The organism is Agrococcus sediminis (genome assembly GCF_007923295.1).
In the GTDB taxonomy this organism is placed as follows: domain Bacteria; phylum Actinomycetota; class Actinomycetes; order Actinomycetales; family Microbacteriaceae; genus Agrococcus; species Agrococcus sediminis.
Genome location: NZ_VOIR01000011.1, coordinates 355,090 through 368,415 on the forward strand (window position 1 = coordinate 355,090; position 13,326 = coordinate 368,415).

Genomic DNA, 13,326 nt, shown 5'->3' on the forward strand with positions numbered 1-13,326 from the left:
GTGGGCGGGATCTCCTCCGGCCCCCGTCGTCGGCGGGGATCCGCGACTCGTCGAAGCGCTCGGCGAGCAGCGTCGCGAGGTCGCTCGAGACCTGCTCCTCGAGCTGCTCGGCCGTCTCGAACGGCAGGTACGCGGCGGTGTCGTCGGCCTGGATGCGCGCGATGAGCTCGGCGAGCCGGGGGTCGCGCTGCCCGGCCGAGCGCACGTAGATGAGCTTCGGCATCTCGGGCGGCGCGAGCCGGTACTCGTCCTCGAGCCCCGAGATCGACTCCTCGGGCGCCACCCAGCCGTAGCTGTCGCCGTAGATGCCGACGAAGACGTCGCTCTGCGCGAGGTAGGAGCGGTACAGCGCGCGCGGCGGGTGCGGGCGGGCGCCGAGCTCGAACATGACGGGGGCCAGGCGCATGCGCTCGATCGCGGCGCGCACCGCACGGCGCTCGTCGGCGAGCTCGCGCAGGGTGGAGCTGACGAACACCCGGATCCGCTGGTCGGGCGTGCGGATCACGGGCCGGGGGCGGCCCGTCATGGCCACATCCTCGCGCGCGGCGACCCGCGCGGCAACAGTGTTGCCGAATCATGCTCGGGCGCTGAGCATGGGCTGCGGTGCTCTACCGTTGCACCATGGTCGATGGTGCAGGGGCGCGCGAGATCGCGTCGGATGCGGTGGATGCGGCTGCCCGCGCCGCCGGCAAGGCGCAGGGCGTCGCGGCGAAGGCCGAGGACCACCGCGCGGCGGGATGGGTCGAGGGCGCCGGGCAGGTCGCCAACGGCATCGTGCACTTCATCATCGGCGCGATCGCGCTGGGCGTCGCGTTCGGCGACGCCGGCTCGGCCGACCAGTCCGGCGCGATGCGGGCGATCGAGCAGACGCCGCTCGGCGCGGTCGGGCTCTGGGCGGTCGGCATCGCCCTCATGGGCCTCGCGCTGCACTCCGCGGTGAGCGCGCTCGCCGCGTCGCGGCGCGACTGGAAGGACGCCGCGAAGTCGGCTGGCCGCGCGGTCGCGTACGCCGTCATCGGCGCCACCGCTCTCGTCTACGCGATGGGCGGCACCTCCGACGGCGAGGAGAGCACCGAGTCGCTCTCTGCCGACCTCATGGCGAACCCCTTCGGGCTCGTGCTCGTCGGAGCGATCGGGCTCGCGATCGTCGGCGTCGGCGTCTACTTCGTCGTCAAGGGCGTGCGCAAGAAGTTCCTCGAGGACGTCGCGCCGCCCGCCCGCTGGCGCCGCCTCGTCGAGCGCCTCGGCACGGCCGGCTACGTCGCGAAGGGCGTCGCGGTCGTGGTCGTCGGCGCGCTGTTCGTCGTCGCCGCGCTGCAGGACGATCCCGAGGAGACCGGCGGCCTCGACGGGGCGCTGCAGTCGCTCACCACGGTGCCCGGCGGCGTCGTCGCGCTCGTCGGCATCGCCGTGGGCCTGATGCTCTACGGCATCTACTGCTTCGCCCGCGGCGCCTGGTCGCGCTGAGCGCCCGTGGCTGACGGGGAGCGCTCCCGCGCGGCGCTCTCGGAGGCGGCGGATGCGGCGGGCCGTGCCGCGCGCAAGGCCCAGCGGGCGGCCGCGAAGGCCGAGGAGCACCGCGCCACCTCCTGGGTGGAGGCGGTCGGCCAGTCGGCCAACGGCATCGTGCACATGATCATCGGCGGCATCGCGCTCGGCGTCGCCGCCGGCGCCGGCGGCGCGGCCGACCAGTCGGGGGCGATGGCCGCGCTCCAGCAGACAGTGATCGGCGGGCTCGCGCTGTGGGTCGTCGGCCTCGCGCTCGTCGGGCTCGCGCTGCACGCCTTCGTCGTGGCGGTGGCCGAGTCGCGCCGCAACCGCCGCGACGCGTTCCGGGCTGCCGGCCGCGGCATCGGCCACGCCGTGGTGGGGGCCACGGCGCTCGTGTTCGCGCTCGGCGGCAGGATCGACGGCGAGCAGACCACCGAGGACTTCTCGGCCGCGGTGCTCGCCGGCCCAGTCGGGCCCTGGCTGATCGGCGCCGCCGGGCTCGTGATCGCGGGCGTCGGCGTCGCCTTCGTGGTGCGCGGCGTGCGCCGGAAGTTCTTCGAGGACGTCGCCCCGCCGCGCCGCTTCCGCCGCGTCGTCGAGGTGCTCGGAGCCCCGGGCTTCGTCGCGAAGGGCATCGCGGTGCTCATCGTCGGCGTGCTCTTCGTCTTCGCCGCGGTGCGCGACGACCCGCAGGAGGCGGGCGGCCTCGACGGCGCCCTGCAGTCGCTGACGACCGTGCCGGGAGGCGTGATCGCGCTCGTCGCGATCGCGGTGGGCCTCATCGTCTACGGCGTCTACCTGTTCGCCCGAGGCATCTGGGCCCGCTGACGCCTACTTCGCGCGACCGCGGCGCGGGTGCGGCAGGATCGGGTTGCGCAGCCGGGCGAGCCGCTTGGCGACCTCCATCGGCGGCATCGACCCGCGCTCGTGGGGCGGCAGCTCGTCGAGCGTCGGCTGCGGGCCTCGCTCGAGCCCCCACTCGGAGCCCTCGTCCGCATCCTCCGGCGCCTCGGGCACGTGGGGCGCGTGCTCGCCGTGCCCGCGCAGCCGCGCGTCGAGCGCGGTGAGGTCGGTGCCGCTCGCCTGCAGGTCGCGGCCCATCGTGCGCAGCACGCGCACGGTCGTCTCGTAGTCCTCGTCCGACACGCCCGCCTCGACCCGGCGGGCGACCTCCTCGTCGCCGAGCGAGCGCCGCGCGCGCTCGACGGCGGCGGCAGCGAGCTCGACCCAGTCCTCGAGCCTGCGATTGCGGTGCACGGCCATGGTGACCTCCCTGCTCCCATCGTCCTCCTCTCTGCTGGGAACCGCGCCAGCGCATCCGCCGAGCATCGGCCGAGCGATAGCCTCGGCGTCGTGCTGCTCAGCGATCGCGACATCCGCGCCCGGCTCGCGTCGGGCGACCTCGGCCTCGAGCCCCTCGACCTGGCGATGGTGCAGCCGTCGAGCGTCGACGTGCGGCTCGATCGCGGCTTCCGGCTCTTCGACAACCACAAGTACCCGTTCATCGATCCGGCCGAGGATCAGCCCGACCTCACGCGGCTCGTCGAGGTGGGCGCCGACGAGGCGTTCATCCTGCACCCGGGCGAGTTCGTGCTCGGCGCCACCTACGAGCGCGTCACGCTGCCGGCCGACGTCGCGGCGCGGCTCGAGGGCAAGTCGTCGCTCGGGCGCCTCGGGCTGCTGACGCACTCGACCGCCGGCTTCATCGACCCCGGCTTCTCGGGGCACGTGACGCTCGAGCTGTCGAACGTCTCGACGCTGCCGATCAAGCTCTGGCCGGGCATGAAGATCGGGCAGGTCTGCTACTTCCAGCTCAGCTCGCCGTCCGAGACGCCCTACGGGCAGGGCGGCAACCTCAACCGCTACCAGGGGCAGCGCGGGCCGACGGCGTCGCGCTCGTTCCAGTCGTTCCACCGCACGGTGATCGACGCGCCCGCCGGCGACTGAGGCGGAACGATGGCCGGGCCGCTGCGGGTCGAGCACGACGTCGAGGTCGGGCGGTGGCTGCAGGCGGCGCTGCACCCGCTCGACAGCACCGTCGCCGGCACCATGCCGCCGGTGTTCGAGGCGTACGCGCGCGTCCTGCACCCGGCGATGCTGTCCGTGGCGACCGACCGTACGGATGCGCATGGGGGCCAGGTGCATGAGACGCGCGAGATCACCTGGCGCGAGGCTCGGTCGCTGATCGGCGATCGCCTCGCCGCGCCGCAGCCGTGGACGTCGTGGCTCGCTCGCTTCGGCGAGGACCAGATCGATCTCGGCGGCGGCTCCTGGGTCGGCTCGCCCGAGCTCGGCGACATCCCGCTGCCGACCCTCACGACGCTGACCGAGCTGCTGCTCGACGAGCACGGCGACGCCGAGGTGCTCGTCGCGGTCTGGGAGGGGAGCGGGCTCGACCCCTCGACCACCAGCACCTTCTGGCCCATCGACCCGTCGCTCGCGTCCTCCGAGCGCTTGCGCCGCCACCGCGAGGCGGAGGCGGCGCATCGCGAGCTGGCCTGGGCGGCGATCGACCCCGCCGTGCGCGCCGCGATGGAGCAGCAGCGCCTGCTCGGCCTGCCGCGCGAGCGGCAGGGCCGTGGCCACGTGCTGCTGCGCGGCCGGCTCAGCGCCTTCGCCGACCCCGCGTGGGTCGAGACGGCGGGGCTCGGCTGGAGGGAGGGCGACTGGGTCGACCGCGGCCGCACGCCGAACGCCGTCTGGCCTGCCGAGCCGCGCGGCGCGCCGGCCTGGATGGTCGCCACCGACCTCGACCTCGACGTGACCTTCGTCGGCGGCAGTGCGCACCTCGTCGGGCGCGTGCTCGCGCATCCGTCGCTCGAGGCGGAGCGTGCGCGCCCCGAGGATCCGCTCGTCTGACGGCAGAGGCGCTCCCGCCGCAGCGGGAGCGCCTCGTGGCCGGTCGTCGGCTCAGCGCAGCTCGGCGCCGATCCGTCGCAGCGTGCGCATCGTGGTGACGTAGTCGGCGTGGCTGACCGCGCCCGCGAGCCGGTCGTGCAGCTGGTCGGGCGTCAGGCCCGCCCGGCGGATGCGCCGTGCCGACCGCAGGATGCTGCGCTCGAGCGTGGGCCGCGGGCGCGCGTCGCCGCGCGGGTGGCGGCCGGTCTGCGGCTCGGCGCCGGCGTGGTCAGTGCGGTGCTGGTCGGCGGCGTCGTGGCCGTGGTGGCCGCGCTCGGCGCAGTGGCTGCGCTCGGCGTCGACGTGGTCGCGGTGGCCGGGGTGGCCGTGGTGACGGTGGTGGCCACGGTCGGCGGCGCGGGGGCAGTCGTGGCCGTCATGGCCGTGTGCGTCAGGGGTGTGGTGTGCGGATCGCATGGCGATCCTCCTCTCGTGTTCGGAGCCGCCGCGGGAGGCGGCGGATGCATGTCACTCGACATCTCCATGTCACTGTGCATGTACATGTAGAGTGACATGTATGTCGGATGCTCGTCAAGCCCCAGATGCCGAAGTGCTGCAGATCGCCGAGGCGCTCGACCGCCTCGGCATGCGCCGCCCGCCCGGTTCCGGGCGCCCATCCCATCCCGGTCGACCGCCGCGCTCGCACGAGGAGCACGAGCAGCATCACCCGCACAGGCACGGCGCCGGCGAGGAACGGGGCGCGCACCACGGCCGCGGACCGCGCGGGGCGATGGGCGCACGGCGCATGCTGCACGCGATCGTGCGCGCCGAGGCGGCCCGCTCGATCTCCGACCTCGGCCGCGACATCGGCGTGGACCAGCCCCGCGCATCCCGCCTCGTCCAGGGCCTGGCCGAGGCGGGGCTCGTGCGGCGCATCCCCGACCCCGCCGACGGACGCCGCGTCGTCATCGAGGCGACCGCGGCCGGCCGACGCCACGTCGCCGAGCACGCCGAGGCGCGCGCCGCGGAGGTCGCGACGGCAGCCGAGGCGCTCTCGCCCGCCGAGCGCGCGACGCTCGCCGCGCTGCTCACCCGGCTCGCCGACGCCTGGCCCCCGCGCTGAGGCTGCCGCGCCGCCGGCGGCGGTTCAGCCGCCGAGCGGCGTGAGCGTCCCGCTCGCGGGATCCCAGTGACGCATGCCGACGGCGCGCGCGTCGATCGGCTCGCCGAGCAGCGCGAGGGCCGTCGGCACGTCGGCGAGCCGCAGCCGGCGCGCGAGCGTCACGTGCGGCACCCAGCGGCCGGCGCGGAAGTGCACGACGTCGTCCGCAGGACCCGCCGCCTCGACGACCGCCGACTGCAGCGCGAGCAGGGCGGCGCTCGCCACGATCGCGCGGGCGAGCACTCGGCGCTCGCCGACGCCGAGCAGCATCGGCTCGCCCAGCACGAGCGGCAGCGGCAGCGGCAGGCGAGCGAGCGGCAGGCGCGCGGGCAGGCCGGGCCGCGCGAGCAGGGTGATGTGCGGGCGGTTGCTCGGCGCGTCGTGCCGGGCGAGGCTCGACAGGCCCGCGTCCGCGAGCGCGTGCCACTCGTCGCGCACGCGCGCCTCGGCAGCCTCGTCGAGCAGCAGCTCGACGCTCGACATCCGCGCCTCCATGCCGACAGCCTGCCCGAGCCGCGCTGTGCGTGGGCGCGGCGCACATCCGACTTCCGGTACCGAATCGCGGGTCCCGGCCGCGCGCATCCGCGATCCGGTGCCGGAATCCCCAGCGACCCGCGGCACGCCGGAGGTCCCTCAGGCGTCGACGCCCCGCCGCGCGAGCGCCGAGCGCACCCGCGAGACGAGCCCCGCGCCGCCGTGCCGCAGGTCGGCCTTCGTCGCGCGGATCACGATCCAGCCGAGCGACTCGAGCAGCTCCTGGCGACGGATGTCCTTGGCCCACTGGGCGGGATCCGTCAGGTGGTGCTCACCCGCGTACTCGACGGCGATGAGCCACTCGGGGTAGGCCAGGTCGATCACCGCTCGCAGCTCGCCGTCGACCCGGACCTCGTGCTGCACGGTGGGCTCCGGCAGCCCGGCCGCGACGATCGCCAGCCGGGACCGCGTCTCGGGCGGCGAGTCGACGCCGGTCCGCACGTCGGCGAGCGCGACGCGGAACGCCCCGCGACCGTGCACGCGGCGGCAGCGATCAGCGAACGCGGCGAGCTGCTCGACCGACGCGAAGGGGCGCTGCGGCACGCGGAGCCCGGGGTAGTGCTCCGACGGCGTGATGAGCGCGTCGAGCAGCACGACGAGGTCGGCGTGCGGGGTCTCTCGAGCCATCGACATGACGGCCGCCGCCGGCCAGAGCGTGCGCAGACCCTCGAGCTCGCCGGGCACGAGCCGTCTCGGATCGAACCTGCGCACCCGCGTGCCCTTGGCGCGCGTCGCTGTCGCCCCGACGGGGACGCCGACGACGAGCGGCTCGTCGGCGCGCCACGGGTGGGCGACCGGCAGGCCCCACAGCCGCGCCGCCGTGACGCCTGCGAAGGCATGGGTCGGCGCCATGCGCGACGCGAACGCCGTGGCGAGTGCGCGCACGTCGGCAGGCTGCTCCCGCATGCGCACGCCGTGGCGCGGCGCGACGAGGTCGCCCGCGCGCAGGCGCTTGCGCGAGACGCCGAGTCGCAGTGCCTCCGCCGTCGTGAAGGTGCTGCCGAGCGGCTCGGGCAGGGGCTCGGGGGCGACCATGCGCGCATCCTGCGCCTCCCCGCTCGGTCCCGGCGCGCATCCGCTCGGCGCCTGTGGAGAGCGGCGATCGGAGTCCCCGATCCGGCTCGAGCGATCTGCGCCACCACCTGGCCCCCCAGACGCGGGTCCGGAGGGCCGATCGGTGCCGCAAGTCGCCCGCGACGGACGCGCGGGCGGTCAGCGCGTCAGGCGGCCGGCTTCGAGGAGGCCCCGCGCTCCGCGCCCTCGAGCACCGTCGGGCGCGGGTGCACGGGCAGCACGAGCAGCAGTCCCGCGAGGAGCACGAGCACGATGCCGAGGATGCCGAAGCGCGTGTCGCCCGTGAGCGAGACGAACACCGCGAACAGCGTCGGCGCGAGGAACGACACCGCGCGCCCGGTCGTCGCGTAGAGGCCGAACATCTCGCCCTCGCGCCCCTCGGGCGTGATGCGCGCCATGAACGAGCGCGACGCCGACTGCACGGGGCCCACGAAGGTCGACAGCGCGAGCCCGAAGACCCAGAACATCGCCTTGCCCTCGACGAAGAGCACCGCGAGGCCCGAGAGCGACAGCACGACGAGCGAGACGACGATCACGATCTTGGGGCCGAAGCGGTCGTCGGCCCAGCCGCCCACGAAGGTGCCGGCGCCGGCGGTGACGTTGGCGGCGATGGCGAAGAGGATGACCTCGGTCGCGCTGAAGCCGAACACCGACGACGCGATGATGGCGCCGAAGGTGAACACGCCCGAGAGCCCGTCGCGGAAGACGGCCGAGGCGGCGAGGAACAGCAGCGTCTTGGGCGCGGTGCGCGCGATGCGGCGGATCGTGCGGAAGAGGATGCGGTACGACTCGACGATGCCGACCTTGGGCGGCGCGGCGCCGGTCGGCGGCAGCTCGGGGACCTTGAGCAGCAGCGGCAGCGCGAACACCAGGAACCACACGGCGCTCGTCAGCACCGCGAGGCGCACGTCGAGCGCGCCGCCCTCGCGGCCGTTCGGCACCGCGAGCACGCCGCCCGCGTCGGGCGAGGCGAGCGGGAAGATGAACAGCACGAGCAGGAGCCCCAGCAGCACGATGCCGCCGACGTAGCCCATGCCCCAGCCGTAGCCCGAGGTGCGCCCGAGCGCCGCCTTCGTCGACACCTGGTGCAGCATCGCGTTGTAGTTCACCGACGCGAACTCGAAGAAGAGGTTGCCGGCCGCGAGCAGCGCCGCGCCGAGCCACAGGTACTCGGGCACGGGGGTCACGAAGAACATCCCCACCATGGCGAGGATCGTCACCCCGGTGTTGACCGCCACCCACAGCTTGCGGCGACCGCCGCCATCCGACCGCTGGCCGATGACGGGCGCGAGGAGCGCGACGAGCAGGCCCGCGATCGCGACCGCCCATGCGACGACCGAGGCGTTGTCGGCGAGCGCGCGGGTCAGCTCGGGCGAGCCGCCCTCGCCGGCGGCCTCGACGATCGCCGGGTCGACGAAGAGGTCGGATGCGATGTACCGGCTGAAGACGAAGGTCGTCACGACGGCGTTGAACGACGCCGAGCCCCAGTCCCACAGCGCCCACGCGGTGGCGCGGCGCCCGAGCTCGCGCCGCGTGACGGGCGCGACCCCGATCTGCGACGGCTGCACGACGTCGTCGGGCGATCCCTTCGCGGCGCCGCCGGAGACGGGGGCGGATGCGGCGGGCGGCTCGTGAGGGACGCTCATGGCATGAGCGTAGGGCCGTGGGGCGCGCGCCGGCCGCAGCCGCGGTGGCGCGCGGGTGTCGCGGCGCCCGCGCGGTGCCAGAATGCGGTCGTGGAGATCACGCAGACGCTGCTGCCCGGGGTCGGGATGCGCTACGACATGAGGACGACGAAGGGCGTGCCGCTCTCGATCGTCGTGCACCGCGAGGGGCAGGCCGACCTGTGCGTGCTGAGCCGGGAGGACCCGGACGACGTGCGCCTCGAGCTGTCGCTCAACGAGGACGAGGTGGATGCGCTCGCCGAGCTCCTGGGCGCGGCCCGGATCGCGGAGGGCATGCTCGACGTGACGCGCGAGATCCCCGGCCTCGAGTCGGCGCGGCTCGCGATCGAGCCCGGCTCGCCGTTCGCGGGGCACCCGCTCGGCAGCACGAAGGCGCGCACCCTCACGGGCTGCTCGATCGTCGCGATCGTGCGCGGCGACGACGTGCTCGCGGCGCCCGGCCCTGAGGAGCCGCTCGCCGCCGGCGACACGCTCGTGGTGGTCGGGTCGGCGACGGGCATCGATCAGCTGCGGGTCAGGCTGCAGCCGGTCTGACCATGCACGACGTCGCCGCACTCCTGCTCGAGCTGGGCGCCGTCGTGCTCGGGGTGTCGCTGCTGGGGCTCGTGGCGCACCGCATCGGCATCTCGCCCGTGCCGCTCATGCTCGTCGCGGGCGTCGGGCTCGGCTCGGGCGGGCTCGTCGACATCACGCACGCGGAGCCGTTCATCGGCCCGGCGGCCGAGATCGGCGTGCTGCTGCTGCTGCTCATGCTGGGGCTCGAGTTCACCGCGGAGGAGCTCGCGCAGTCGCTCGCCCGGCACGGGCGCTCGGGGCTGGCGGACTTCGCGCTCAACGCGGGCGCGGGATTCCTCATCGGCCTCGTGATCGGGATGCCGCTGCCGGCGTGCCTCGCGCTCGCCGGCATCACGTGGGTCTCGTCGTCGGGCATCGTGGCGCGGCTGCTCGCCGACCTCGGCCGCCTCGGCAACCGCGAGACGCCGGCGGTGCTGTCGATCCTCGTGATCGAGGACATCGCGATGGCGATCTTCCTGCCGGTGCTCATCGCGGTGCTCACGGGCGCCGAGTGGTGGCAGGCGCTCGGCGCGGTGGCGCTCGCGGTGGGCGCGGTCACGACCATCCTGTTCGCCTCGCGCCGCGCGTCGGTGCCGCTCGGCCGGCTGCTGAGCCACCCGAGCGACGAGCAGGTGCTGCTGCGGCTGCTCGGCATCACGCTGCTCGTCGCCGGCCTCACGCAGCTGCTCGGCGCCTCCGCCGCGGTGGGCGCGTTCCTCGTCGGCATCGCGGTGCCGCCGTCGCTCGCCGTGCGGGCGCGGAGCATCCTGGGGCCGCTGCGCGACCTGTTCGCGGCGATCTTCTTCTTCTCCTTCGGCCTGCCGATCGTGCCCGCCGAGCTGCTGCCGGTGCTGCCGGCGGCGCTGCTGCTCGCGGTCGTCACGACGTCCACGAAGCTCGGCACCGGCTGGCTCGCGGCGGCCCGCGACGGCGTGCAGCGGCGCGGCCGGCTGCGCGCGGGCGCGGCGCTCGTGCCGCGCGGCGAGTTCTCGATCGTGATCGCGGCGCTCGCGGTGGGCGCGGGCTACCCGGAGGTGGGTGCGCTCGCCGCCTGCTACGTGCTGCTGACGGCGATCGGCGGGCCGCTGCTCGCGCGCTGGATCGTGCCTTCGCCCCGCGCGGCGCTCGCGTAGCCGCATCCGTCGACGCTCCCTGGGAATGCGCCCAGAAACTTGACACGACCCGACTCAAGGTGGAAAAGTTGAGCCATCGCGACTCAAGTCAGCGCCCGCCCGGGCGCGGTCGCAGCCGGGATTCCGGGAGACGAGCCCACCGCCAGGTCATGGGGGGATGACGGTGGGCCGGTCTGCCGGAATCAGGCACGAGCGCAGCGCGAGCTGCGAACAGGAGGCAGACACCATGGCACGAGCAGTCGGCATCGACCTCGGCACCACCAACTCCGTCGTCGCGTTCCTCGACGGCGGCGAGCCCACGGTCATCGCGAACGCCGAGGGCTTCCGCACGACCCCCTCGGTCGTCGCGTTCGTCAAGGAGGGCGAGACGCTCGTCGGCGAGCCGGCCAAGCGCCAGGCCGTCACGAACGTCGACCGCACCATCTCGTCGGTCAAGCGCCACATGGGCACCGACTGGAAGCAGGAGATCGACGGCAAGCAGTACACGCCGCAGGAGATCTCGGCCCGCATCCTCGGCAAGCTCAAGCGCGACGCCGAGACGTACCTCGGCGAGAAGGTGACCGACGCGGTCATCACCGTCCCCGCGTACTTCAACGACGCCGAGCGCCAGGCGACGAAGGAGGCCGGCGAGATCTCGGGCCTCAACGTGCTGCGCATCATCAACGAGCCCACCGCGGCCGCGCTCGCCTACGGCCTCGACAAGGGCAAGGAGGACGAGCTCATCCTCGTCTTCGACCTCGGCGGCGGCACCTTCGACGTCTCCCTCCTCGAGGTGGGCAAGGACGACGACTTCTCCACCATCCAGGTGCGCTCGACCGCGGGCGACAACCGCCTCGGCGGCGACGACTGGGACGACCGGATCGTCGAGTGGCTCAAGCAGCGCTTCAAGGACCAGACCGGCGTCGACGTCTCGAACGACAAGATCGCCATGCGCCGCCTCAAGGAGGCCGCCGAGCAGGCCAAGAAGGAGCTCTCCTCGTCGTCGAACACGAGCATCCAGCTCCCGTACTTCTCGCTCACCGAGAACGGCCCCGCCAACCTCGAGGAGTCGCTGACGCGCGCGCAGTTCGAGAACATGACGAAGGATCTGCTCGAGCGCACCCGCAAGCCCTTCGAGGACGTCATCCGCGAGGCCGGCATCAAGGTCGACGACATCGCGCACGTCGTGCTCGTCGGCGGCTCGACCCGCATGCCCGCCGTCACCGAGCTCGTCAAGCAGCTCACCGGCGGCAAGGAGCCCAACAAGGGCGTCAACCCGGATGAGGTCGTCGCCGTGGGCGCTGCCCTCCAGGCCGGCGTGCTGAAGGGCGAGCGCAAGGACGTGCTGCTCATCGACGTCACCCCGCTCTCGCTCGGCATCGAGACCAAGGGCGGCATGATGACGAAGCTCATCGAGCGCAACACCGCCATCCCGACGAAGCGCTCCGAGACCTTCACGACCGCCGAGGACAACCAGCCCTCGGTCGCCATCCAGGTCTTCCAGGGCGAGCGCGACTTCACCCGCGACAACAAGCCGCTCGGCACGTTCGAGCTCACCGGCATCGCGCCGGCGCCCCGCGGCGTGCCGCAGGTCGAGGTGACCTTCGACATCGACGCGAACGGCATCGTGCACGTGTCCGCCAAGGACAAGGGCACCGGCAAGGAGCAGTCGATGACGATCACCGGCGGCTCGAGCCTCTCGAAGGAGGACATCGAGCGCATGGTGAAGGACGCCGAGGAGCACGCGGCGGCCGACCACGCCCGCCGCGAGGCCGCCGAGATGCGCAACGCCGGGGAGACCCTCGTCTACTCGGTCGAGAAGGTGCTGACCGACAACGGCGAGCAGCTGCCCGACGACGTGAAGACCGAGGTGCAGGCCGATGTGGATGCGGTGAAGTCGGCCCTCGCGGGCGACGACGACGAGGCGGTCAAGGCCTCGGTCGAGAAGCTGCAGCAGTCGCAGTCGAAGCTCGGCGAGGCGATCTACCAGCAGCAGGCGCAGGGCGAGCAGCCCGGCGCCGGCGCTGAGGAGCCGCAGGCCGGCGCGTCGTCGGAGGACGACGACGTGGTCGACGCCGAGGTCGTCGACGACGAGGACGAGAAGAAGTAGCCGTGGCGGAGCACGAGGAGTTCCCGGTGCCCGGCGCCGACGACGAGGGCCGCGACGCGGCATCGCCCGAGGGCCAGGACGAGCCGAAGGTCACCGACCCTTCGACAGGCTCAGGGCAGGCCGACGGGTCTGGCGACCCGTCGCGGAGGATCGACCCGGAGACGGGCGAGCCCCGCGAGGCGGCCCCCGGCGACACCCCGGCGGCGGAGGGCGGCGAGCCCGCCCCCGCCGCCGCGGGCGCGCCCGACGCGGGCGCCGCATCCGACGACCTGAGCGACGAGGACCGCGCCCTGCTCGAGGGCGAGGCCGCGGCGATCGAGGCCGAGCGGGCCGCGTTCGAGGCGAAGTCGGCGCAGCAGCTCGACGAGCTGCAGCGCCTGCGCGCCGAGTACGTCAACTACCGCAACCGCACCGAGCGCGACCGCGCGGGCGACCGCGAGGCGACCACGGCATCCGTCATCAGGACGATGCTGCCGGCGCTCGACGACCTCGACCTCGCCGAGAAGCACGGCGACCTGGCCGAGGGGCCGCTGGCGATCGTCGCGCAGAAGCTGCGCGCGTCGTTCGACCAGCTCGGCGTGGTGCGGCTGGGCGAGGTCGGCGAGGCGTTCGACATCGACAAGCACGAGGCCGTCGCCCAGCTGCCGAACCCGGAGGTGACCGAGATGGTCGTCGCCGACGTCGTGCAGGCGGGCTACCGCATCGGCGACCGGATGCTGCGCGCCGCCAAGGTCGCGGTGTTCGTCCCGGCAGAGTGAGGCACGC

Annotated in this window: 14 protein-coding genes and 1 pseudogene; 9 read left to right on the forward strand and 6 right to left on the reverse strand. The window is 74.0% G+C overall.

The window, feature by feature from the left end:
• Nucleotides 1-244 precede the first annotated feature (244 nt).
• A pseudogene (locus tag FQ330_RS13705) lies at nt 245-526 on the reverse strand (DUF4062 domain-containing protein); the annotation flags it as partial.
• Between the two features lie 95 nt (nt 527-621).
• On the opposite strand from FQ330_RS13705, the gene FQ330_RS02160 reads away from it, so the two are divergent.
• Together FQ330_RS02160 and FQ330_RS02165 are read left to right on the forward strand one after the other, a co-directional pair.
• Complete coding sequence (locus FQ330_RS02160; RefSeq protein ID WP_146354816.1) at nt 622-1,467, forward strand: DUF1206 domain-containing protein; 846 nt, start codon at nt 622-624, stop codon at nt 1,465-1,467.
• A 6-nt stretch (nt 1,468-1,473) separates the two neighbouring features.
• Complete coding sequence (locus FQ330_RS02165; RefSeq protein WP_146354818.1) at nt 1,474-2,319, forward strand: DUF1206 domain-containing protein; 846 nt, start codon at nt 1,474-1,476, stop codon at nt 2,317-2,319.
• Nucleotides 2,320-2,322: 3 nt separating this feature from the next.
• Here FQ330_RS02165 and FQ330_RS02170 read toward each other — a convergent pair whose 3' ends face one another.
• Nucleotides 2,323-2,754 carry a hypothetical protein gene (locus tag FQ330_RS02170; protein ID WP_146354820.1) on the reverse strand — a complete coding sequence of 144 codons (432 nt, stop codon included), beginning with the start codon at nt 2,752-2,754 and terminating at the stop codon, nt 2,323-2,325.
• A 90-nt stretch (nt 2,755-2,844) separates the two neighbouring features.
• On the opposite strand from FQ330_RS02170, the gene dcd reads away from it, so the two are divergent.
• Nucleotides 2,845-3,438, forward strand: a complete 594-nt coding sequence (gene dcd / locus FQ330_RS02175; RefSeq protein ID WP_146354822.1) for a dCTP deaminase — start codon at nt 2,845-2,847, stop codon at nt 3,436-3,438.
• Between the two features lie 9 nt (nt 3,439-3,447).
• Entirely contained in the window at nt 3,448-4,350 is a 903-nt protein-coding gene (locus FQ330_RS02180; RefSeq protein WP_146354824.1) for a hypothetical protein, read from the forward strand.
• A 51-nt stretch (nt 4,351-4,401) separates the two neighbouring features.
• Here FQ330_RS02180 and FQ330_RS02185 read toward each other — a convergent pair whose 3' ends face one another.
• The gene (locus FQ330_RS02185) at nt 4,402-4,806 is read right to left on the reverse strand and encodes a hypothetical protein (protein ID WP_146354826.1); all 405 of its coding nucleotides are present in this window, start codon (nt 4,804-4,806) and stop codon (nt 4,402-4,404) included.
• A 328-nt stretch (nt 4,807-5,134) separates the two neighbouring features.
• On the opposite strand from FQ330_RS02185, the gene FQ330_RS02190 reads away from it, so the two are divergent.
• Nucleotides 5,135-5,452: a MarR family winged helix-turn-helix transcriptional regulator gene (locus FQ330_RS02190; RefSeq protein WP_225792646.1), complete on the forward strand. Its 318-nt coding sequence runs from the start codon at nt 5,135-5,137 to the stop codon at nt 5,450-5,452.
• A gap of 24 nt (nt 5,453-5,476) precedes the next feature.
• Here FQ330_RS02190 and FQ330_RS02195 read toward each other — a convergent pair whose 3' ends face one another.
• The 3 genes from FQ330_RS02195 to FQ330_RS02205 form a co-directional block, all read right to left on the reverse strand.
• On the reverse strand, nt 5,477-5,986 hold the full coding sequence (locus FQ330_RS02195) for a 2'-5' RNA ligase family protein (protein WP_146354830.1): 510 nt from the start codon (nt 5,984-5,986) through the stop codon (nt 5,477-5,479).
• Between the two features lie 138 nt (nt 5,987-6,124).
• Nucleotides 6,125-7,060, reverse strand: a complete 936-nt coding sequence (locus FQ330_RS02200; protein ID WP_146354832.1) for an endonuclease domain-containing protein — start codon at nt 7,058-7,060, stop codon at nt 6,125-6,127.
• Nucleotides 7,061-7,245: 185 nt separating this feature from the next.
• The gene (locus FQ330_RS02205; protein WP_146354834.1) at nt 7,246-8,745 is read right to left on the reverse strand and encodes an MFS transporter; all 1,500 of its coding nucleotides are present in this window, start codon (nt 8,743-8,745) and stop codon (nt 7,246-7,248) included.
• Nucleotides 8,746-8,835: 90 nt separating this feature from the next.
• On the opposite strand from FQ330_RS02205, the gene FQ330_RS02210 reads away from it, so the two are divergent.
• The 4 genes from FQ330_RS02210 (at nt 8,836) to FQ330_RS02225 (ending at nt 13,319) form a co-directional block, all read left to right on the forward strand.
• Nucleotides 8,836-9,318, forward strand: coding sequence for a cation:proton antiporter regulatory subunit (locus tag FQ330_RS02210; protein WP_128188943.1), 483 nt, complete (start codon nt 8,836-8,838; stop codon nt 9,316-9,318).
• A 2-nt stretch (nt 9,319-9,320) separates the two neighbouring features.
• Nucleotides 9,321-10,472 (forward strand): cation:proton antiporter, encoded by a 1,152-nt coding sequence (locus FQ330_RS02215; RefSeq protein ID WP_146354836.1) that lies wholly within the window; start codon nt 9,321-9,323, stop codon nt 10,470-10,472.
• Between the two features lie 226 nt (nt 10,473-10,698).
• Nucleotides 10,699-12,561: a molecular chaperone DnaK gene (gene dnaK / locus FQ330_RS02220; protein ID WP_146354838.1), complete on the forward strand. Its 1,863-nt coding sequence runs from the start codon at nt 10,699-10,701 to the stop codon at nt 12,559-12,561.
• Between the two features lie 2 nt (nt 12,562-12,563).
• Entirely contained in the window at nt 12,564-13,319 is a 756-nt protein-coding gene (locus tag FQ330_RS02225) for a nucleotide exchange factor GrpE (protein WP_225792647.1), read from the forward strand.
• The last annotated feature ends 7 nt before the right edge of the window (nt 13,320-13,326 follow it).